We start from the raw sequence: 19,877 nt of genomic DNA, 5'->3' as shown, positions 1-19,877 counted from the left end.
CGTATTCCTCCGTTGAGGGCCGTCTTGTTTGACGGACGCGAACGCTGCAGGTCCTAGGGGTAATCCTAGGAGAAGCACTATGACGATTTCGAGGGCGGAGGTGATCACATCGGTCGAGCGGCGGCGCCGGTGGTCGCAGGATGAGAAGGAACGGCTTGTTGCAGCATCGCTCGAGCCCGGAGCCAGTGTTTCCGAGGTGGCTCGCATGGCTGGCCTTCATGTAAGCCAGCTGTTCAGGTGGCGCAAAGAGCTTTGCAAGCACGGTGAAGCGAGTATAGCGCCGTTCGTGCCGGTCGAGATTGGGCCGTCTGTGCCGCCGCGGGAGGTGGCCGAAGCGTCATTGACGACGACGGCGGCGCGTCGACGGAAGAGCCTGGGCATCATTGAGATTGATCTTGGTAGCGGGCACCGCATCCGGGTCGATGGCGACGTTGATGGAGACGCGCTGCGTCGAGTTCTCGATGCTTTGGTACGCCGATGATCCCGGTTCCGACGGGCGCACGAGTGTGGCTTGCGACAGGCTACACGGACATGCGCCGAGGCTTTCCGTCGCTGGCACTCCAGGTGCAGGAGGTGCTGCGCAAGGACCCGCTCAGCGGTCATCTGTTTGTCTTCCGCGGTCGCCGAAGCGATCTTCTGAAGGTGATCTGGCACGATGGCCAGGGAGCATGCCTGTTCACCAAAAGACTCGAGAGAGGGCGGTTCATCTGGCCTTCGGTTGCGGGCGAAGCAGTGACGATCTCGCTGGCGCAGATGAGCTACCTGTTGTCCGGAATCGATTGGCGCAACCCCCAAGAAACCCAGCGTCCGACGCGGGTCGGATAGCCGTTTTGGGTTTGAATCTTCTGCTTGATCTGATTCAATGGCTTCATGATATCGAAGCCGGACGACCTTCCATCGGACCTTGTCAGTGCCCTGGCGGCGCTGCAGGCCGAGCGTGAGGCGCGGCTGCGAGCCGAGGCGGTGGCTGCCAGTGCACGGGCGGAGCTGTCGGATAACGCGGCGCTGATCGCGCATCTCGAGTTGCGGATCGAGAAACTCAAGCGCGAACTGTACGGGCAGCGCTCCGAGCGCACGGCGCGGCTGATCGAACAATTGGAATTGGAACTCGAAGAACTCGCCACCACGGCGAGCGAGGATGAGCTTGCCGCGCGCGCCGCCGCGGCGAAAACCCAGAGCGTGCGCGCCTTCACGCGCAAGCGGCCGGTACGCAAGCCCTGGCCGGACGACATCGAACGCGAGCGCGTCGTCATTGAGGCGCCAAAGACCTGCGCCTGTTGCGGTGGGGCGCGCCTTGCGAAGCTGGGCGAGGATGTGACCGAGACGCTGGAGGAGATCCCGCGCCGGTTCAAGGTCATCGAGACCGTGCGCGAAAAGTTCACTTGCCGCGATTGCGAGAAGATCAGCCAGCCGCCGGCACCGTTCCATACCACGCCGCGCGGCTTCATCGGTCCGCAATTGCTGGCGACGATCCTGTTCGACAAGTTCGGCATGCATATCCCGCTCAACCGCCAGAGCGCGCGCTTCAAGTGCGAGAGGATCGACCTGCCATTGTCGACGCTCGCTGACCAGGTCGGCCACGGAACCTTCGCCGTCATGCCGCTCTTCCAGCTGATCGAGCGTCATGTACTCGCAGCCGAGCGCCTTCATGGCGACGACACCACCATCCGCGTCCTGGCGAAGGGCAAGTGCACGACCGGCCGGATCTGGACCTATGTGCGGGATGACCGGCCCTATGGTGGGCCGGCGCCGCCGGCTGCGGTCTATTACGCCTCGAGCGATCGACGGGGCGAGCATCCCCAGAAGCATCTGGCCGCCTTCGCCGGCATCCTGCAAGCCGATTGCTATAGCGGCTTCGAGCCGTTGTTCGACCCGCAAAGGAAAGCGATGCCGATCACGCCGGCATTCTGCTTCGCGCATGCGCGGCGGGGCTTCTTCGAGTTGGCCGATATCGAGAAGAACGCCAGGGAAGGCAGTAAGGGTAAACCGGTCTCCCCGATCGCGCTGGAGGCGGTCAGACGCCTCGATGCGTTGTTCGAGATCGAGCGCGCCATCAACGGCCGCAGCGCCGACGAGCGGCGTGCCGTGCGCCAGGAGAGAAGCAAGCCGCTGCTCGACGACATGTACGCCTGGCTGCTGCGCGAGCGAGAAACCCTCTCGCGCTCCTCCGAGGTCCTGAAGCCCATGAATTACATGCTCAGGCGCTGGGCCGACTTTGCCCGCTTCCTCGACGATGGCAGGATCTGCCTCAGCAACAACGCCGCCGAAAGAGCGTTGCGCGGCATCGCCTTGGGAAGGCGCAATTGGACCTTCGCCGGCAGCCTGCGCGGCGCCGAACGCGCCGCCATCATGCTGACGATGATCACCACCTGTCGTCTTAACGATGTCGATCCCAAAGCCTGGCTCGCCGACGTCCTCGCCCGGATCGCCGATCTTCCCGCTTCGCGTCTGCACGAACTGCTGCCCTGGGAATGGAAGCTCCCGCGCCAAGCCGACGAACCCACCGATCAGCAAGCTGCCTAACCTTCACGCAGCGCTATCATAGCGCTACCCGGCCCCCGCGCGCATGCGTCAATCAGGCGGTCTTCGTCGTATGCGTACTTTCCTAGACACGCTCGCCCTCTACGGGTCTTAGTCGCATGCTTACGCCCACAAAGGCGATCATGCATCCCACCCCGCAGGCCGCCAGGAATCCCAAAGCAACCATGATGCCATACTGATTGTGGACAAAACTGAAGCAAAACGGCGCAAAAGATGCGGCGGACAGTCGGAAAAGACTGATCCAACCAAGCCGACTTCCGTACCCGTCCTGGCCGAACATCGCCAAGGGCAGCGTGCCACGACAGATGCTGTTCAGAGCGGCGCTGAATCCAAGTAAGACAACGAAAGCTGTAATTCCAGCGAGCGAGTGCGACGCCAGTAAGATGATAACCGTAGCCGCGGAGAGCAGAAAGCATGAGACAAGGGCGAGATGAGTTGCAGCTATTCGTTCGGCGAGCGAGCCTGCGAAAAGCCCAATTAGGGCCTGTGAAGGGCCGAAGAGCGCTGCGATCAAAGCGCTGTTTGGACCTAAATCAATTGATGAGAAGATTTGGATCATCTGGCCAAGGAATGCTGAGATGATGAATGCGGCGAGCGAGAAACCGATCGTCATCAACACAAACTCAATCGCCTTGGAGTAGGCTCGCGAGTGATCGTGCGTCACCTGGATATCGCTCTGATTATCGCACCTCACAGAGCGCCGGCGAAGAGCCCATACCACTAGCGGCAGGGCAACGAGAATATTGCAGCCTGCGTAGATCCCAAAGACTGCTCTCCAGGATATCAAAGTGAGCAAGAAAGATGTGAGCGGCCAAAACAATGTTGACGAGAGCCCAACGATTAACGTCAGCATAGCGAGTTGCCGCTTGGCATGGATCGCATCTCGCTGGATCAAGAATACTACCCCAGCCTCATAGAAGAGAAACGCCGACGCTATTTGCGTACCGAATAGTGCGATAGCGAATACCGCCGCACTCCAAGAGATTGCTGCTATTCCCAAGCAAGTAGCCCCCACAACTGAGGCGACTATCATCGTTCTGCCGGCGCCGTATCGGTCCATAAGGCGCCCCGCTATCGACGACATCATCGCACTTGCAAAGAGAGCGAGGGAAAGACACGCGAATATCCATTCATCCGTAACTGCGAAATCACGGGCAACCTCGTTAGCCACAACAGCAACACAATAATAAAGTGTGCCGTAGCTGACGAGTTCTGCTCCGCCTAGTGCCGCGACAACGAGATGGTCATCATTGCAGGACGTCGCAAGCCTTCTTCGCAGTTCGCTTCGAATGTTGCGGCTATCGCATCCCGCGGTAGCTGAACCGTTCTCTTCAAAACTGACCTTATCCGCGATGCTAGGAGGTCGGCTGAGCAGGCGCTTTCGGTCGTGTTGAGACATATGATGATCAATTCACGTGCGTTGGGCTTGCCACGCTGTGGAGCGAAACCGCAAGCGCGCTGGTTGCCTGCATCGGAACGTCTCCGCGATCATTTGCAGTATGGAATTCCAGACCTCCGGCGGAACCTGGCTCGGGATATCATGTGAACTGGCCCAGTAGTTGACATACTGCTCCTCGCTCATGGATATCGGTTCGCTGGTCGCCAGAGAAACGCAGTTACCGAACCCGGGATATTGGTTGAGGAGTGCCTCATAGGTTTGCATCTGGGCGATGACTGGAGGACGCGCCCGGCGCAAGGCCGGCGCCATGTCGCGCACCAGATTATCGATTTCCAGCTGAAAGGGATCGCTTTCAAAATCCGCAAGGATGAAAGTAATTGTGAAGAACCCGCGAGGCCGCAAGATGCGTATGCTTTCGCGCAGCGCTTCCTTTGTATTCGTCCAATGGAACGATGAGCTGTAGCAAACCCAATCGACCGTGCCGTCGGCCAGGCCCGTGCACTCTCCCGGTGCGTTAATCCAGATACGGCCGGATAAGCTGAGCGAAGCCGCTGCCCCACTGCAATCATCTCACTGTCGGGCTCGACTGCATAGCCGGAAAGCCCCAGGTCAGCTAACGCGTAGGCAATCGCACCCGTACCCGCGCCGATATCGGCGAAGGTTGGATTCGGGGTTAGCTTCTTTACTTGATCAGCAAGCATCTGAAGGACGCGCGGTGAATATGGAGGGCGCCCCGGATAGCTCTCTGCCACCTCGGAGAAGCTTCCAAAAGACCGCCCTTTCGCATCTTGCATCTTGTCCTCCATGATTTTTGATCAATGTTCGTTCGACTGTTCCAACGTGCTTCTTTGTACGCCGTTTGGGCGTCCTACCGCTGTGCTCACCTTTGGATGAAGGCGTACGCGGCGTTGCCGCGGAGACGCAATTGCTGAAGATTTCGTAAGCCCCGGCCGCGTCTTTGAATGTCACCTGTGCTTGCACTGCCGGAATGAATCGGATTGCCATGACCTTGGAGCGAATTGCCGACTAGATTGGCGGGCGCAACTGCGAACGCCTGGGAACGCTGGCAACAGCGAAAGACAAAGCGCGGGCCGCCTGACTGAACCCGCCAGTGATCGATCGGAATCGATCGAAAAGCTCTTGTCGTTCCGACGACCAGCGGATCTTGGAATGTGAACTCTGATTTTGATCTGCTCGACAGAACGGCTAGGCATTCTGAGAATTCCGGCTTCATCGTCGGTATCGTTAGGCGTCAAACCGAATTGTCGCCAATCACCTTACTCGTTTGGTGAACGCTGAGATGTAATCGTATTGTAGTATTTATGTAACAAGATTGACTTGCTCTCCCGCATGCGAGATCGTTCGTGTGCACAGAGACCACGAAAGGACGTGTGCCGAGGCGGAGCAGGGATGGAAAGCGTTCATACGTCTCGCCCGATGTAAAAGTGATCAGGGTCTATTGGCGACCATGTCTGGAAGACGTAGTGAACGCGCGATCATTCTCGCCGCAGGAAAGGGCGAGCGGCTTCTCCCAATTACAGCGCATCGACCCAAGCCCCGACCGCCGGTCAATGGCACGCCAATTCTGCGCAACTGCGTGCAGATGCTCGGTACTTCTGGGATCATGCGCGCCACAATCGTAGTAGGACACCTGGGCAATCTCATCAGGGAAGAGCTGGGATCGGAACTGGCCGGGGTGGAAATAGAGTACGTGCCCATCAACGATTACCTCCAGACCAACAACATCGTCTCACTCTGGGCTGCTCGCGATCGTCTGTGCAATGACGTGATCATCATCGAGGGGGATGTTTTCTTCGACCGGGGTATCTTCGACCGGATGTTGGAATCCGATCTCATTAATGCAGTGGCAGTGGACCGGATGCAGGAGCACATGACCGGCGCCGCCGTCTCCGTGGACGATCAATGGCGGATCCAAGAGCTCGTAATCGTATCGGAGAGTGGCGAAATCAGTAAGCAAGAACTCTGGAAGACGATCAACATACATCGTTTTGGCCGTGAGTTCATGGTGCGAAATTTTCTACCTGAGATCGAGCGCACCATCCGAGCTGGAATTACCGACGAATTTTACGAATGCGCTCTCGCGCGCGTCATTGCGCGGGGAGAGGCGGTTCTGCGGGGTGTACCTTGTCCGGGTGTGCGCTGGATGGAAATCGACGATCCCAGCGATTACGCAGCTGCGCAGGTCCTTTTTCTCGATAACCGCTTAGAAGAGACGCGCGGTGCCATCACGCACGACAGCATCACCCCCTCGAGGGCTAACCCAGTGCAGGGCTCGCCCCACGGGGGCCAGGACTTGTTTGTCGAAGAACCATTCGAGTACCTAGGAGTGCGCCCTTTCATCAACTGCGCCGGTGTTCGGGCGATCAACGGAAACTGCCGGATGCTACCGGAGGTCGAACAGGTGATGGCAGCTGCGGCAAATCGCTTTGTCAATCTCGACGATCTCATGCTGGCGGTCGGTGAGCGTCTCAGTATGCTTATGGGTGCAGAATGGGGTATCGTTACGGCGGGCAGCGCTGCTGCGGTAGCGCTATCGGCGGCAGCATGCGTCGCCGGCAATGATCCGGAGAAGATGGTTCGGCTGCCGATCCTCGCGCAGAATGGCCCCATCGCGTTGGTCCCGAGCGATCAGCGTTTCGCCTACGAACAAGCACTTCGCGTCGCCGGTCTTGCGGTCCGGTCGGTAACGTCCGCCACGGACGTCGAACGGGCTTTAACCCAGCACGACGTTGCCCTTATATGCGTCAACGCCATGCGAGAGCGAGGATCGCAGCTTCCACTCGGAAGCCTGGTGCCACTCGCGCAACGCGCAAAAATCCCTGATCTCGTCGACGCCGCCTCAGTTTACCCAGAGAGTCCGGATCCGTGGCTTGGGCGCGGTGCCGATCTGGTCGTTTACAGCGGAGGCAAATTCTTGCGCGGCCCCCACTCGACGGGCCTGCTCGTCGGCCGCCGTGAACTTGTCGAAGCCGCGTGGCTCGAACGGTGCGCCGCACCAGTCACTGGGCCGACCGATGAAGGTCGGAAAGGAAGAAATCGTCGGAGCACTCGCTGCAGTTGAGCATTGGTTCGCATCGCATGACCCGGCGGCGGAGGAACGGCGTTGGCGGATGGACCTTGAGCTGATTGCAGGCGAATTGGAGCGTGACCAGGGGATCCGAACAGTCATTGTCGAGCCCATTGGGCTGGCCAGAGTCCCTCGTTTGGAGGTTCGGTGGGATACGGTGCGATACGCCGTTCACGGCCACCAACTGAGGGAGTTGCTGCTCACCGGAACGCCCTCCGTCATGCTCGACGATGTTCGCGCCACCTCGAAATCCGTGATCATCGACCCCTGTAATTTGCAGTCGGGCGAGGCTCAGCTCGTTGCCCAACGAATGAAAGAAGAATTGCAGCGCGCCAGCGCGCCAAACGTAAACGGCCATGATCCAATTGATGGCGAGGCGCCTCTTCTGGCGGGGCGCTGGCGGCTACACATCTCATTTCTTCACCGTAGCGCCAATCATGAGTTGGACTTGGAGCAGACTGGCACGAAACTTTGCGGCGTCCATCGCGCAGCGATGACGGAAGCTCCCCTAAGCGGCGCGACCGAGGGCGCCGGAATTTGTTTTGCCAGCGCGCATCCATACGAAGCACTCCAAATTTCCTACCGGTTCTCGGGGCGCTTGGGGAGCGAGGGGCTTGCCGGCGAGGTGGCCCTGGGCGCCGCAACTGACGGTCATTGGGGCCCCGTGTTCTGCTCCCAGTTCGGTAAGGCCAAGTGGCGCGCCGAAAGGATCCTGGCGCAGACATAGGTAGGTCGACGGATTCAGAACGTGAAGGTAGCTTGGCATGCTCGAAATCGGTCGGATATCAGGATAAGCTCTCCACAATCCGTTGAGCCAACGATTATTCGTGAATATGCGAGCCGACAGGACGGCTACTCATATACACGACCGCTTGCGGTGGCTGGGGCGGGCGGCGTCGGCGTGGGGCACCACGGCGAGATCCTTCAGGGGGCGTTCCGTGATGCAGCAGGCCAGATCCATCGGGGGCTTGTGACTTTGCCTTGTTCCAGGTTCAACTGCGTAGCCTGGGCGGCACCTAGGAGCGAGCCCTCGGTCGACGTTGACCCGCCCGATAAATCAAAGGTACGACGTGCCATAGCTCTATTGTTGAGCCAAATCGGCGCGCATGCCTTGGGACTTTCGATACGGCTCCGGAGCAACATACCGGTCGGCTACGGGTTAGGCTCGTCAACAGCCGACATTGTCGCCGCGCTTAAGGCAGCGGCCGCAGTGCTCAGCATCAGGCTTACCCCAGCGAACCTTCTGAAGTTATGCGTGACAGCGGAGGAAGCGAGTGATGGAACCATGTTCACCTCGCGCGCGGTTCTTGCCGCGCACCGGAAGGCATCATCGTCGAGGACTTCGGACACCGACTCCCGCCTATTGGCCTCATCAGCATAAACTGCGATCCGGGGAATCGATTGCTGACACTGGATTTCCCACCCGCTCGCTATGACTCCGCGGAGATTGAGCATTTTGATGATTTGCGGCGCAGCTTGAGACGAGCGATCGCCAAGGAGGACCAAGCACTCCTTGCGCAGGTCGGGACAGAAAGCGCGCTCATCAATCAACGCCATCTTCCGCAAGCGGGCCTTCCAGCCATCTTAGACATCGCGCGTGCCAACGGTGCGTTGGGCATCCAGGTTGCGCATAGCGGGCGGATGGTCGGAGTGATCCTGCACGCGAATCTCTACCACTCGGATCGTCCAGTCTCGGCCATCATGGGCGGCCTTCAGGAGCTGGGCATGGCGCCTATGTTCATTCCCTGCTTGCAGTGATCATTCAACAGACCTTGATCTGAACATGAGGAGACTTCAATGCGAACGACGCCCGTCGCTAGCCGTCCAAAGCTAATGATCCAGCTCCTCGCAGACGTTCCTAATCTCATCACCCTGATCGGCTTTTGCTTGGCCTTGCTCGCGATATTTTTTGCACTACAGCACAAATTCGAGCTTGCGTTCATTTCCGTACTTTGGGCCGTAGTCGCCGATTGGATCGATGGTTGGTTGGCAGCCCGCGCTAAGGCTCGTCCAAAGGAGCGCGGAGAGCTTGGCGCCAACATGGATTGCTTTGCCGATCTTATCAGCAGCGGCATCTTTCCCGCGGTTCTGCTCATGACAATCGGAAATTTCCGTACAACCGCCGCTGTTGCAGCATTGTTCGTCGCAAGTGCAGGGATCTTGCGCTTAAGCTACTTCAACGTTTATGGCGCAACCGAAAATGGGAAGATTGTAGGCCTGCCGATCCCCCACAACATCCTGGTCCTTACGGTTCTCTCTGCTGCGGCCTTACATCACCGCAGAGAGCTTCTTTCCCATCCTAGTGATGACCAACATTGGCCTCGGTATACTTAATATCGCCCCTTTCTTCTTCCCGCTTGGACGCCCGGCAGTTATCCCCTGGATCGTTGGCTTCGCTGCACTATCAACAATGGCCTTCCTGTTGATGCTCGCTTGGAGCCCGCAAGCTTAGCGTTTGGAATGGCAGACAAACTGGCCGTGTTCGAATAGCGGGGCTGGCGCCCCGTAAGTATGGCGCATCGAATTTGTGCGTGAAGTGGTCGATCTGTTCGGCGATGCTGCGCTTGCAAACTCTTGAGTAACGATGCAGCCTTCGACGGTAAAGCGCCGGCCGTCTCGTTGCCGCGACGTCACTAACTTCGGTCCCAACCAAGTATACGGTCCATCTTAGGAAAATCAAACAAGTCGGGTCAGCGGGCCTCGCGAAACCATATCGAGCAAGCCCAAACCAACTCCCTTGGGCTACGGGCCTTGGGACAGAAGCTGCCAACTGATGAGCAGAAGCTGGCGGTTACTCCTGCGCATCGAGGGAGTAACCCCTGGAGTGCACCGTGCGGATGTAGTTGCGCTGGCCGCATCCGTTGAGGGCCTTGCGCAAGCGGCCGATATGGAGGTCAACGGTCCGTGAAGTGACATGGACGTTCTGCCCCCAAATGGTCGACAGGAGTTCGGCCCTAGAGAACACTTGCTCGGGGGGTGCTCAAGGAAATGTTGCAGCAGGCGAAATTCTAACGGTCTCAGCTTGATTGGTTGACCACAAAGAGTGACGCGTTGTGCGCGAATATCCATGACTAGATCGCGGAACACTAACTTGTAGTGAGGCTTGGCTATCTCCCTGGAACCTGAGTCTTCCTTGCTTTCAGGGGAGGGCTTGTTGGCTTCGTAGCTGTGTACTCGTTCGTTAGCGCGCCGTTCCTGCGACGTAGGGGCTGCATGCGGAGGTCGCCCCTTGTTCGCAAAGGTGCCGGTCGGACCCGGCCAGCCGACTAGGCGAAAGGGGTGCCGCATTCGCGTATTTGAGTGGCATACCTTGCGTACCTCGCATTCAAAGCCCAACATTGCATCAAGTTCGTGCAGCGGCTCCGCCACACCGTGCGAACCACATCAAATGTGAGATCAGAGCACTCATTTATAGACATCCAGCAAGTGAGTTCCCGCGAGCCGCCACTGGGCTCGGGAGAGTGTCGAGCAAACATGCGGTCCTCCTCGATGAACGACCAGCCGCGCCATGGCTGCTCGACTTGTGCATTGATTTGCTCCGGCGCGTTCGAGGAGCACTGACCTTGCGCATCAAGTTGGGGAGGCTAAAAAGGAGCCCTCTCAAAGCGCCTACTATCCAGAATGCGATCAAACAAACCAGACAACGTCTATTTCTGACACTACCAAGACTGGTAGGCCTCAAACGACCCAAAAAGCGGCTCGGTCGTACGGTCGATGTCGACTGAGAGCCTGGTCAATTAACGCATCGCGGGAATTGTATTGGCCGTCAATAAGGTCGCGCCGCAGTGGACGCTGCGCACCGGGGGAACCAGCGACACCCAATGATGTCTGACGGTGTTGAAGGGTAGATTCGGACCGCATCATAGCGTTGCGATTGTTGGGGGCAGTGTCCCCTTGAATTGCGCAGTGACGGTCGAACCTCGGTCAACTACCAAGCCTAGCAATTGATCAGATGACAGAAGGATGTCACCTATTGCAGACGGAAATCTCCGGACATCGCCTAGGACTCGACCTGCGCCTAGGACTCGACCTGCTAGATCGATCATAACCTGCTCTCATCAATGACGTCGTTCCGCGCGTTGATTTCTCACCTGCTGAAGTGCTGCACGGTCAGATCTGCTCCAACAGTTAACTCTCAATGGAAGCACGCACGACGAACTGTTTACCGCGATCGCCAAGCGCGCCGGGTTCGCGATTCTAGGCGCTCCGCAAAAGCAGTCACCCTTGATGATTGCTCTAACGGGAACACGCGTCGTTGCGTATCGTAAGCCCGAAGCTCAAAGTGATCTGGGCCGATCACTCCATAAGAATTGCAAACGCCCAATGCAGCTAATCAATTCTGGACCACCGCGCTACTAGAAAATGAGAAGAGTGCGCAAAAGACACTGCCGACGAACCACCCAGGTTGGAGCGAAAGATGAGTGCTCAAGCACTTGAGGACCTCGACGACTTCTACAGGCGCTGTAGCTCCACACTCCGCTCTGAGGACGGCGAATTGGCGAATTTGCTGGGACACGAATATCTCCGCCAAAACAACAGTTTGGTGATGGTGGCCGCGGCAGGCCTGATGGACCCTTCGGTGATGGCCTGCACCGGCTCGGTGCTCGAGAATATCACCAGCGAGGGATATCCAGGTTGCCGATTTCATGGCGGCTCCGAAATTGTCGATCGCATCGAGCGACTTGCCATCGCCCGCGCAATCAACTCTCTTTGGCGCGCAATATGCAAACGTTCAGCCGCACTCAGGAACTTCGGCCAATCTTGCAGTAATGACGTCGCTGCTGGCGCCTGGCGACAAGCTTCTCGGCCTTGATATCCGCGCCGGTGGGCACCTCTCGCACGGAGCGAATGCTTCGATAATTGGCCAGCATTTTACGGCAATCGCCTACGGACTAAATGACCAAGGGCTAATCGATTACGAACAGGTCCTCCAGCTTGCACAGAGACATCGTCCCAAGCTGATCGTCTGCGGAGCCAGCGCTTATTCTAGATACATCGACTTCGCGCGGTTTCGCGCAATAGCCGATACCGTAGGCGCATTCTTGCTCGCCGACATATCCCACACCGCGGGTCTGATAGCGGGCAGACAACACCCCAGTCCGATTGATCATGCCCATGTCACGACCACCAGCACCTACAAGCAGCTGAACGGCCCGCGCGGCGGTCTAATTCTTGCTGGTAGGGACGCCGCAAACCCAGTGACATCGCGGCAAGAGTCGCTCAGCAGAAGCGCTGCAACGCGCGGTGTTCCCACTATGCCAGGGAACACCGAATTTTGCCGCCATCGCGGCGAAGGCGCGTGCCCTAGATATCGCGGCCTCAGCAAATTTCCACGCTCTCGCCGCACGTACTGTCGAGAACGCCCATGCGTTAGCATCAGAGCTGATTCGCCGGGGATTTTCGGTAATGACCGGCGGGACCGACACGCATATGGTCTTGCTCGATCTGCGGCCAACCGGACTGACTGGCATCGCAGTGGAAAGAACCCTCGAATCCTGCGGCATAATCTCCAACAGGAACACGATTCCCGGTGACTGCAACCCACCGAAGATTGCGAGTGGCATCGGATTTCGGGACGAATGTGCTGTCATCGCGCGGTTTGGGGCCTAAGGAGATGGCTCAGTGCGCTCAGCTCATTGAGACGGTTATCAAGGCTATGTCGTCCTCTTCGGAGCTCACCATTGAAATGCGGCGTGAGATCGAGCGCGAGGTTATCTGGCTCTGCCAAAGATTTCCGCTCCCCGGCTATATTTCGCCTCGCAGCCGCGAGACTAAGCAGTTTCGGAAGCTGGCCTCCCCTTGCAAATAGGCACGGCAACCAAGACTCCGCAAAACGACAATAAAGGAAGACCCGGCCCAGGTCTTTGACTTCACGGCCTCCAGCGCTTGGAAGGATAGCTCGCCTTGCGCGGTTCATCTTAGACGACGACCAGAATCCAGGTCTGAACAGAAGTCGTCAGGCCTCGATGTCGACCACGACACGGTTGGCAAGCTTCACCGGATCAGTGTTTGGCTTGATGATCATCGCACGCTTGAGATCGCTCGTGATCAGTGCATTCGGCCGCAATTGAGGACGCCATGAGGATCGAATCCCCGCTTACTCCGCGCCGTGAGGTCGGCAATCGGCCCTTCTAGCGCACTGGAAAACGGGGACTCTCTCTCGGATCTGTCCGGCGCGACGACGAGGGTCGAATAGCCTACAGACCGCCTTAAGGCTCCCCGCACCGCAAGATTACAGGCTAATGTTCCGCCAACAGTCGGCTCTCCACTAGAGTGAAGAAAACTGCCCATTAGGTGGTTCGAAAGCGGCATCTGCCCCTTCGGATTTCGAGCTTTGCCTCAATGATCGCCAAACGTGTCTCGCGACGAGCGGTCAGAATCGAGCTCAGCGGGCTCGTAATCAACGATCCCACAGATTTGCGATACGTCGAGAGTATGCGGCATCATCGCCGACCGACCCAGCGCACGCTTGCTATCGCCAGCGACGACCTCAAATCTCTCTTTTCTGCATCCGCCATGTGAGATGACATCTGCTAGTTGTTCCTCGCCTGTTGGCCGGTAGACAGTCACGATTGACTTTTCCGTCAACAGCGAGGGATGCCAGGGAAGCGAGACTTGCCAGCATGCACGTGCATTCGACCCAACTCCGCACAGCGGCAAAGCTGCGCAAAGACTTTACAGGGGTTGACAAGCTTTTCTGGATCAAAGACGCACTTCAGGTGTAGCTGCTGCTACAGATCACTTCCATTGAACATAGTGTCCATAAGGTCGTAGCTCTCGACTTCCCACACCATGCTCATCCGTCAATACACCGCCAACTTCCACGCAGAGCCGGAGAATATCGTTGCCGACGCCTCGGCGCGTTCCAGTTCTCCGGGCTCATTTGGATTGTAAAGAATGAGCGGATGGAGATTGCTGAAAGACATTGGCCACCTGCAGTCCATATCTCACCTCCATCTCTTTCATCCGCATTAGTACCCTTCCGATTTGCTTCCGCGGATCGTGCCGTCCATGCAGTAATAGTCAGGCACGAGGCGAACTCGACCGCCGGAAATGCAGCCCTTCGTCCTGCCGAAAAGAGCAATCGGTCCTCTTCCGACAGACTAGCCATGCAGCTCGTCGCGTTATGCGCCGCAGCGATCGATTTGACGGCCAAAAATGTTTGCCGCCAAATCGGACAACGTCACCATCGATCGTCACCAGTTCGACACCGATGACGTTATGGATCGTCAGGCCGTACTTGAGGCAATGAACACCGCTGGAGTTCTCGGCAACATTTCCGCCAATTGTGCATGCGATTTGGGTTGACGGATCGGGCGCATAATAAGTCCCTCCGACTGGACGGCTGGGTAATGCCAAGATTGGTTACGCCCGGCTGTGCCACAGCGGGTTCGCAACGTCGATCTCGAGGATCCGGTTAAGCTTTCCTAGTCCCAGCAACACCGCGTCCTTCAAGAGGCAGCGCACCGCCCGAAAGCGATGTGCCGGCACCGCGTGAAACTGCTTCGACATTGTTGTACTTACAGTAGCGCAGAATTCGGCAACCTGGGCGGTCGTCTGAGGCAGCACCACGACCAGCGGAGCTGCCGATAAGCAGTCAACGCATCGCATTCGAAGCCGCGGTGCTCGCAATCGAAATCGATGCCCCCTCGCCAGGTACAATCCTTCTCAGCGCTTTGACGATATCGAGTCGCGCGAGAGACCCGCCTTGGTCAGGCTTTGGCATTCTAATCACGCCGCCCCCTTCCCGGGCGCCACAGGGAATAACAGACTGATGCAACAGCACCTAACGGCGGCGGCAGATCATCTGGCGGCCGACCCCGCGCGCCTTTTCTCTTCCCTGCATCTGCGACCTAGCGAACTGAAATATCATCAAGTGGTGGAGATGATTGGCGAGATCTCACCCACAATTGTCATTATTCCAGATGATATCGCGATCAGTCATTGGCGCATGACGTAAACATTGGGGTAACCTTGGGTAAATTGAACCCATGGGCGCGACCATCTTGGTGAGTCTGACGCCTCATCAAGGAAAAAATCGTACATCAGTTGCATTCACTTAATCACGCACGGACAACTTGAGACCTATCGATTTTTGAAATACGTATTGCAGCCGCCGTATATCGAAAAGTCGGTGAGGCAACGCACCTGCTACTTTGGCAAGCTCTCTCACAGAGAGAGGCGTGTTGTCACTCGATTAATCCAACAAGGACAGGACTGATTACTAGGGACTCCGCGTGTTTATCCACTGATCTATCGCGCTTTGACGAAAAGCTGTCGACTATGCTGCGCAGGTCCTCAACATTCGCCAAGGCATTCTTGATGGCGTGTCTCGTTCATCGGACTCGGCACGGAGCAGTTCTGGTGCGCATCCGACCGACAACTTCTTCATTGAAGCATTCAATCGTCGCTTCAGGGCCGAATTGAAGAGAGTTCTGAAGCAGCGCAATAAATGGAGTGACCCATTCAAGAAAAACACTGGTCGCCGGCAACTCGCCATAGCTTCGACGGTGCCTGTGGAATTGCCGGGAGCTGCGCTGGGCGATCATAGCGTCCCAGCACCGAAGCTTACGCTAAGCGGCGGAGACGCTCAGAATAAGCAACCTGACCCTTAGTCGTCGCCTGCGAGATCTCGAATACAAGTTGGGCGTCACTCTCTTCAAGCGCACCAACGGCGGGACGCGACCGACCATCGAGGGACAGGAATTCATCGATGCCGCCCAGCGCATCGTGGATCAGACGGAAGCAATGACGGTTCGTGTCAAGAACCGCTCGCGCGGCGAGAGCGGTCGATTGACCATCGGGGTCCACGCCTCGTTCTCAGCCGGCAATCTCCGGGCCACGTTCCTGGACCACCGGCAGCGCTTCCCAGAAGTCGATCTGCATCTGGTGGACGGATCGAGAGACCATCTGATCTCGGATCTCGCCAGTTCCGCGATTGACATCGCCTTCGTGGCCGAACCCGCTCCAAGTTGGAGCGACAGATCCTTGTTGCTCTGGAGCGAACGAGTCGTCGTCGCTCTCCCGAAGAACCATCCGCTGACAGGGCGTGACGTTGTTCATTGGGGCGAACTGAGGGAGGAAGCGCTTCTGTTGTCACAGCGCGGCCCGGCCCGGAATTACTTCAAACTTCTCGTCAGCAAATTGGGAGGTTCCGAACCGTGTTGGCTGCTTCACCATGATGCGGCGCTCGACAAGCTTCTTCACCATGGTCGGCGCGGACTGGGGTGCCCTGCTGGCATTGGAAGGTGCGACTGGAGCTGCCTACCAGGGGAGTCACCTTCCGCGAGGTGCATGATGCTGACGGTCCGACGCGGCTGAGCTTCCGCGCTTATTGGCGGCAGGATAACTGCAATCCATCGCTGCGTCCGTTCCTCGATCTGCTTTGCGAGCGCTATCCGGACCTCTCAGCCGTTCCGGAGGCGGACTCGAGCAGCATTTCGCGGAGCCTTTGCAAGGCTCGGTCACTCGCCATGATGCGCTGGATCATCGGCGCTATCGATTGGCTGGCTGGACCGGCGTCGTCGCGCCTCGGCTACGCGCTAGAATCTCGGCGTAACTTTTGAGATCCCTAAAGACGCCGCGGGCAGCTCGATCGTGAGCTTTATCGGCTTGTCGTGTTCAAGTGGTCAAACTTGAGCTTCGTCACGGTGTTCCTCCCCTCCGGGAAGGAGCCTGCACCGAGTCAGATGCCGCCCTGCGAACAATGCCGCGTTGCCTGTGCGAGCATCGGCTAAGGCGGCGGGAAGCAGGCAACGAATCAGACGATTGCCTGGGAGGCCGTACACGACGAGACATTCGTCGTTTCTGCGAAACGGCGAGGTCCCGAGCTTCATGGCACGTGTCGTCCATCGATTCTCCGAAAAAGAGCTTCGTGCTAAAGTGCAGCGTGTCGCGGATTCTCTTGATCGCGTTGGGCGCCGGCATCAGCCTGACGTGCAGGTCGACCGCGGTGTTGCCGATCAATGGGATGGTCTATCGACTTATCGCCGGCGATGAGGAGAGCTTTCTTTTTAGCGCGATCTGATCACCTTTCCACAGGAGTGCGGTATTGCGCGGTTTCTACAGTCGCGACTAGGCTGGAGCGGCGAAAAGACGTTGCTTCCATCATTATCGGCTGACGGACCGACATAGCCGCGGTGTCGCATAGAATGGCGCCGGTGCTTGCTGTGATCGCCTCCCAGTCCCGGCAGGCTGAACCTTGGCTGCCGCCGACGCTGGCGCCCGCAATCCGCTGAACCTAGCGCTGGTCGAAGTCCGAAGCCCCACGGGAATGCGAACCAGACCCATGCGATGATCTGAGGGACAAGATTGAGGATAAAGGCTATCTGGTACGCGATCTCCGGATAATGCCCCGCCTGAGGCGTCCAATGGTCAAGGACGACGCCGGTGGCATATTGCAGGACAAACGCCTCACCGATATGGAGCACATTCAGCGCAGCATTGGCTCGTCCGGCAAGTTCTTTCAGGAAATAACTAGCCAGGATAGCATAGCTGAAGCACCGTAGCTGCGCCGACGGCGGCCACAGCGGCCCACAGGAAGTATGAAGACAACGGCCACCGCAGGATAATCGCGACTTGCACGGCAATAAACACAAGCCCGACGACAGCGAGGAGCGCCTCTGTTCCAATGCCACAGCGACGCAGCTGATCAGCCAAAACGCCTAGCAGGAGCGCACCCAGGCTGAGCGCGACCGCCATGACAAACAAATGTTGCACCAACGCAGTGCGATCAAGTCCCTCAACGTCAGTGAACCACTGCGCCGCCCAAAGTCCCTGCAGCGCCCAGGCGGTGCCGATGGAAGTCGCTGATAGGGGCGCCAGACGCCAGAAATGCGGATCGGTATAAATCTTCTTCAAGCTGTCCAGGGCAGTTCCCCGCATGACCGACCTTGCGGATGCACTCTCGGGCACCAAGAGATAGATCATCGCCGAACAGCCGGCCGTGACGACAGCGAACAATGCAAAGAGCGTCCTCCACCCAACCCAAGCCAGCAACAACTGCGCCGGCGAGGTCGCGGTGACCGCTCCCATTGCACCGAGCATGACCATGAGGCCGTTGAGAAACGGGAGACGGTCCTTCGGAAACCAGAGAACGAGGGCTTTCAATCCGGCGGTCAGGCTCGCGGCGACGCCGAGACCGAGCAGCGCCCGGCCTGCAAATTGTCTGATGTAGCAAACAATGCGGCGCCGACCGCAGCAGCAACCAGCAGCACACTCTGGATCGGCCGCGGACCATACCGATCTAGAAGGATGCCGACTGGTATCTGCGCTGCCGCGAAGGTGAGAAAGTAGAGAAGTCAGCAAGCCAAGTTGACCGGCGTCGAGCTCCAACTCCAATGTCAGGGGAGCGGCGATCAAGGCGTTGATTGTCCTGAAGAGGTACGAGAATAATAACCGACCGCCAATGGCAGTAACACCCGCATGATAAGAGCGGGGCCATTTACATCTGCTAACTCGCGCCGCGGCGCGTAGATGCCGTTGACCTGGGCCACCGTGCGCGAAACGTCGTCTCATCGCCGCTTGCCCTCTCGCTGAAATGGCCGGTCAGCCTGTTTTGGAAAGCTCCCGCGCGTGAAGGGCGACGACCTCATTCACCATCTTGAGATCGGCACCGAGACGCCCGATCTGATCGTTCAGCTCAGTGATGCGGTCTGCCATGATCGCGAAATGTTCAGCAGCGCTATCGGATTCAAGAAAGCGATCGAGCGCGGCTTCGATAAGTTCTGATCTTGTCGCTCCCGTGCGTGTAGCCGGACGGTCAACCGCGTTGCCATGAATTCGCTGAGATGAACGAACAGTGCTGGGATTTCATGAGACTACTCACTTCAAGCGCCTAGAGCGTTGCAATGAACGGGTGACTAGCTTTTGCGTGTATCGCACGTCAAGTTTCAGACTGGATTCAGCCTCAAGCTCCGGATTGCCGCGGCGCCAGCTACCGCGCTCGACCGCGGCAAGAAAGCTTGTCGAGCTGAGCATTGAATGCTGCCTGTTCTTCCAGATTGATGGTGTGGCCGGTATTGGGGCATATCCAAAGACCTGCGTTGGGAAGCACTGTTTTCAGCATCAGGTTGGTCTCGAGGCAGGGCCCGTCTTCATCGCCCAGAGCCAGCAATACCGGTGTTCGCATCGTTGAGAACTGATCGGCCAGATCATGCAATGACGGTCGCAACGGCTGACAGCGCACCATCGTATTCGACAGACCTAGCGGTGAGCAGTGACGCAGGCGCTCCTGAAACTCTTGCCAGCTCCGGGTATCCTTGTATTTGAGTTGGATACGAGTTCTGACCATGCGCCATTTTCCGGGCCATCTCGTCCATCCCGCGCTCGATGAAAGCCCGAGCGAGAATGGAGGTTTCTCTCGAGCAGGCCATCGCGCTGGGAAGGAGCCGATCCGGATCCGACACCGGCCGCGACAATCGCGCGAGCTCTCTCCGGATAGCGTAATCCAAACTGCAAGGCGGCATATCCGCCCATGCTCAATCCGACCAGGTGTGCGCGTTCGAGCACGAGGCCACGCATGACTGGCGGCGATGTCGTTCACAGCGAGCTCCCACCCATATAGGGACGGATCGTCAGGAACGTCGCTCGGGGCTTATCCGCGAGCGTTGAAGGTGATGCAGCGATAAGCACGAGAAAAGTACCGAACCTGGGTTTCCCATTCGCGGCTATCTGAGCCGAGCTCGTGCAGGAAAATGATCGGATGACCTTCCCCAGCTTCCTCAAAATAAAGCTTCACACCCGTGGCATCGATATACGGCATCTGACTTCCTCTTCACCTGAACGCGTCTACGTGAGCAAAATTCTGGTCGATGACCGGATTTGACTTGATGAGCTTTGGTCCCGGCC

At 57.9% G+C, this 19,877-nt stretch carries 19 protein-coding genes and 3 pseudogenes; 15 read left to right on the top strand and 7 right to left on the bottom strand.

The genetic code is table 11. From position 1 onward, the window contains the following. Window positions 1–79: 79 nt before the first annotated feature. From tnpA to tnpC, 3 genes are read left to right on the top strand one after another with little or no spacing between them, the layout of a single operon-like run. Window positions 80–481: an IS66-like element accessory protein TnpA gene (gene tnpA, locus ACSKB8_RS44675; RefSeq protein WP_438101910.1), complete on the top strand. Its 402-nt coding sequence runs from the start codon at window positions 80–82 to the stop codon at window positions 479–481. Then, the gene (gene tnpB / locus ACSKB8_RS44670; RefSeq protein WP_438101912.1) at window positions 478–825 is read left to right on the top strand and encodes an IS66 family insertion sequence element accessory protein TnpB; all 348 of its coding nucleotides are present in this window, start codon (window positions 478–480) and stop codon (window positions 823–825) included. Before tnpA ends, tnpB begins: the two co-directional genes overlap by 4 nt. Before the next feature lie 45 nt (window positions 826–870). Beyond that, window positions 871–2,523: an IS66 family transposase gene (gene tnpC, locus ACSKB8_RS44665; RefSeq protein ID WP_438101914.1), complete on the top strand. Its 1,653-nt coding sequence runs from the start codon at window positions 871–873 to the stop codon at window positions 2,521–2,523. Between the two features lie 82 nt (window positions 2,524–2,605). Here tnpC and ACSKB8_RS44660 read toward each other — a convergent pair whose 3' ends face one another. Together ACSKB8_RS44660 and ACSKB8_RS44655 are read right to left on the bottom strand one after the other, a co-directional pair. Next, window positions 2,606–3,940 carry an MFS transporter gene (locus ACSKB8_RS44660; protein ID WP_438111772.1) on the bottom strand — a complete coding sequence of 445 codons (1,335 nt, stop codon included), beginning with the start codon at window positions 3,938–3,940 and terminating at the stop codon, window positions 2,606–2,608. 12 nt (window positions 3,941–3,952) lie between these two features. Further along, entirely contained in the window at window positions 3,953–4,459 is a 507-nt protein-coding gene (locus ACSKB8_RS44655) for a class I SAM-dependent methyltransferase (RefSeq protein ID WP_438111803.1), read from the bottom strand. A 949-nt stretch (window positions 4,460–5,408) separates the two neighbouring features. On the opposite strand from ACSKB8_RS44655, the gene ACSKB8_RS44650 reads away from it, so the two are divergent. The 5 genes from ACSKB8_RS44650 to ACSKB8_RS44630 are packed head-to-tail and all read left to right on the top strand — an operon-like array spanning window position 5,409 to window position 9,362. Further along, window positions 5,409–7,022, top strand: coding sequence for an aminotransferase class V-fold PLP-dependent enzyme (locus tag ACSKB8_RS44650; RefSeq protein ID WP_438111771.1), 1,614 nt, complete (start codon window positions 5,409–5,411; stop codon window positions 7,020–7,022). Next, window positions 6,976–7,755 carry a hypothetical protein gene (locus tag ACSKB8_RS44645; protein ID WP_438111770.1) on the top strand — a complete coding sequence of 260 codons (780 nt, stop codon included), beginning with the start codon at window positions 6,976–6,978 and terminating at the stop codon, window positions 7,753–7,755. The genes ACSKB8_RS44650 and ACSKB8_RS44645 overlap by 47 nt, the downstream gene beginning before the upstream one ends. Before the next feature lie 21 nt (window positions 7,756–7,776). Continuing rightward, window positions 7,777–8,409 carry a GHMP family kinase ATP-binding protein gene (locus ACSKB8_RS44640; protein WP_438111769.1) on the top strand — a complete coding sequence of 211 codons (633 nt, stop codon included), beginning with the start codon at window positions 7,777–7,779 and terminating at the stop codon, window positions 8,407–8,409. 20 nt (window positions 8,410–8,429) lie between these two features. Then, window positions 8,430–8,786: a hypothetical protein gene (locus ACSKB8_RS44635; RefSeq protein WP_438111768.1), complete on the top strand. Its 357-nt coding sequence runs from the start codon at window positions 8,430–8,432 to the stop codon at window positions 8,784–8,786. Window positions 8,787–8,825: 39 nt separating this feature from the next. Beyond that, window positions 8,826–9,362, top strand: coding sequence for a CDP-alcohol phosphatidyltransferase family protein (locus tag ACSKB8_RS44630; protein ID WP_438111767.1), 537 nt, complete (start codon window positions 8,826–8,828; stop codon window positions 9,360–9,362). Window positions 9,363–9,819: 457 nt separating this feature from the next. Here ACSKB8_RS44630 and ACSKB8_RS44625 read toward each other — a convergent pair whose 3' ends face one another. Then, the gene (locus tag ACSKB8_RS44625) at window positions 9,820–9,993 is read right to left on the bottom strand and encodes a winged helix-turn-helix domain-containing protein (protein WP_438111766.1); all 174 of its coding nucleotides are present in this window, start codon (window positions 9,991–9,993) and stop codon (window positions 9,820–9,822) included. A gap of 1,452 nt (window positions 9,994–11,445) precedes the next feature. On the opposite strand from ACSKB8_RS44625, the gene ACSKB8_RS44620 reads away from it, so the two are divergent. The 3 genes and pseudogenes from ACSKB8_RS44620 to ACSKB8_RS44610 all read left to right on the top strand — a co-directional run bounded on the left by ACSKB8_RS44620 (window position 11,446) and on the right by ACSKB8_RS44610 (window position 12,638). Further along, entirely contained in the window at window positions 11,446–11,841 is a 396-nt protein-coding gene (locus tag ACSKB8_RS44620) for a hypothetical protein (RefSeq protein ID WP_438111765.1), read from the top strand. Then, a pseudogene (gene glyA, locus ACSKB8_RS44615) lies at window positions 11,798–12,151 on the top strand (serine hydroxymethyltransferase); the annotation flags it as partial. The gene ACSKB8_RS44620 and the pseudogene glyA, both read left to right, overlap by 44 nt. A 109-nt stretch (window positions 12,152–12,260) precedes the next feature. After that, window positions 12,261–12,638 (top strand): hypothetical protein, encoded by a 378-nt coding sequence (locus ACSKB8_RS44610; RefSeq protein ID WP_438111802.1) that lies wholly within the window; start codon window positions 12,261–12,263, stop codon window positions 12,636–12,638. A gap of 1,124 nt (window positions 12,639–13,762) precedes the next feature. Here the strand turns inward: ACSKB8_RS44610 and ACSKB8_RS44605 are convergent. After that, window positions 13,763–14,754 (bottom strand): annotated as a pseudogene (locus tag ACSKB8_RS44605) (FAD-binding protein); the annotation flags it as partial. A gap of 48 nt (window positions 14,755–14,802) precedes the next feature. Here ACSKB8_RS44605 and ACSKB8_RS44600 point away from each other — a divergent pair. From ACSKB8_RS44600 to ACSKB8_RS44590, 3 genes and pseudogenes are all read left to right on the top strand, one after another. Next, entirely contained in the window at window positions 14,803–14,988 is a 186-nt protein-coding gene (locus tag ACSKB8_RS44600) for a hypothetical protein (protein WP_438111764.1), read from the top strand. A 635-nt stretch (window positions 14,989–15,623) separates the two neighbouring features. Beyond that, window positions 15,624–15,671 (top strand): annotated as a pseudogene (locus ACSKB8_RS44595) (hypothetical protein); the annotation flags it as partial. Further along, entirely contained in the window at window positions 15,672–16,349 is a 678-nt protein-coding gene (locus tag ACSKB8_RS44590) for a LysR family transcriptional regulator (RefSeq protein WP_438111763.1), read from the top strand. A gap of 1,155 nt (window positions 16,350–17,504) precedes the next feature. Here ACSKB8_RS44590 and ACSKB8_RS44585 read toward each other — a convergent pair. Further along, the gene (locus tag ACSKB8_RS44585; protein ID WP_438111762.1) at window positions 17,505–18,389 is read right to left on the bottom strand and encodes an MFS transporter; all 885 of its coding nucleotides are present in this window, start codon (window positions 18,387–18,389) and stop codon (window positions 17,505–17,507) included. 213 nt (window positions 18,390–18,602) lie between these two features. Here ACSKB8_RS44585 and ACSKB8_RS44580 point away from each other — a divergent pair, with 213 nt between their 5' ends. After that, window positions 18,603–18,758, top strand: a complete 156-nt coding sequence (locus ACSKB8_RS44580) for a hypothetical protein (protein ID WP_438111761.1) — start codon at window positions 18,603–18,605, stop codon at window positions 18,756–18,758. Between the two features lie 205 nt (window positions 18,759–18,963). Here the strand turns inward: ACSKB8_RS44580 and ACSKB8_RS44575 are convergent, their stop codons facing one another. Beyond that, window positions 18,964–19,320 (bottom strand): alpha/beta fold hydrolase, encoded by a 357-nt coding sequence (locus tag ACSKB8_RS44575; protein ID WP_438111760.1) that lies wholly within the window; start codon window positions 19,318–19,320, stop codon window positions 18,964–18,966. A gap of 303 nt (window positions 19,321–19,623) precedes the next feature. Then, window positions 19,624–19,791 carry an alpha/beta fold hydrolase gene (locus ACSKB8_RS44570; RefSeq protein ID WP_438111759.1) on the bottom strand — a complete coding sequence of 56 codons (168 nt, stop codon included), beginning with the start codon at window positions 19,789–19,791 and terminating at the stop codon, window positions 19,624–19,626. Window positions 19,792–19,877: the final 86 nt, after the last annotated feature.

Origin of the sequence: Bradyrhizobium sp. BR 1432 (genome assembly GCF_051547705.1) — a bacterium.
In the GTDB taxonomy this organism is placed as follows: Bacteria; Pseudomonadota; Alphaproteobacteria; order Rhizobiales; family Xanthobacteraceae; genus Bradyrhizobium; species Bradyrhizobium zhanjiangense.
The sequence above is the reverse complement of the archived record's forward strand: the minus strand, read 5'-3'. Positions and strand labels throughout refer to the sequence as shown.

Excerpts from the sequence above, each read along its gene's own strand:
- tnpA (WP_438101910.1), top strand. The coding sequence starts at position 80 with ATGACGATTTCGAGGGCGGAGGTGATCACATCGGTCGAGCGGCGGCGC.
- tnpB (WP_438101912.1), top strand. The coding sequence starts at position 478 with ATGATCCCGGTTCCGACGGGCGCACGAGTGTGGCTTGCGACAGGCTAC.
- tnpC (WP_438101914.1), top strand. The coding sequence starts at position 871 with ATGATATCGAAGCCGGACGACCTTCCATCGGACCTTGTCAGTGCCCTG.
- ACSKB8_RS44660 (WP_438111772.1), bottom strand. The coding sequence starts at position 3,940 with ATGTCTCAACACGACCGAAAGCGCCTGCTCAGCCGACCTCCTAGCATC.
- ACSKB8_RS44650 (WP_438111771.1), top strand. The coding sequence starts at position 5,409 with ATGTCTGGAAGACGTAGTGAACGCGCGATCATTCTCGCCGCAGGAAAG.
- ACSKB8_RS44645 (WP_438111770.1), top strand. The coding sequence starts at position 6,976 with ATGAAGGTCGGAAAGGAAGAAATCGTCGGAGCACTCGCTGCAGTTGAG.
- ACSKB8_RS44630 (WP_438111767.1), top strand. The coding sequence starts at position 8,826 with ATGCGAACGACGCCCGTCGCTAGCCGTCCAAAGCTAATGATCCAGCTC.
- ACSKB8_RS44620 (WP_438111765.1), top strand. The coding sequence starts at position 11,446 with ATGAGTGCTCAAGCACTTGAGGACCTCGACGACTTCTACAGGCGCTGT.
- ACSKB8_RS44600 (WP_438111764.1), top strand. The coding sequence starts at position 14,803 with ATGCAACAGCACCTAACGGCGGCGGCAGATCATCTGGCGGCCGACCCC.
- ACSKB8_RS44575 (WP_438111760.1), bottom strand. The coding sequence starts at position 19,320 with ATGGTCAGAACTCGTATCCAACTCAAATACAAGGATACCCGGAGCTGG.
- ACSKB8_RS44570 (WP_438111759.1), bottom strand. The coding sequence starts at position 19,791 with ATGCCGTATATCGATGCCACGGGTGTGAAGCTTTATTTTGAGGAAGCT.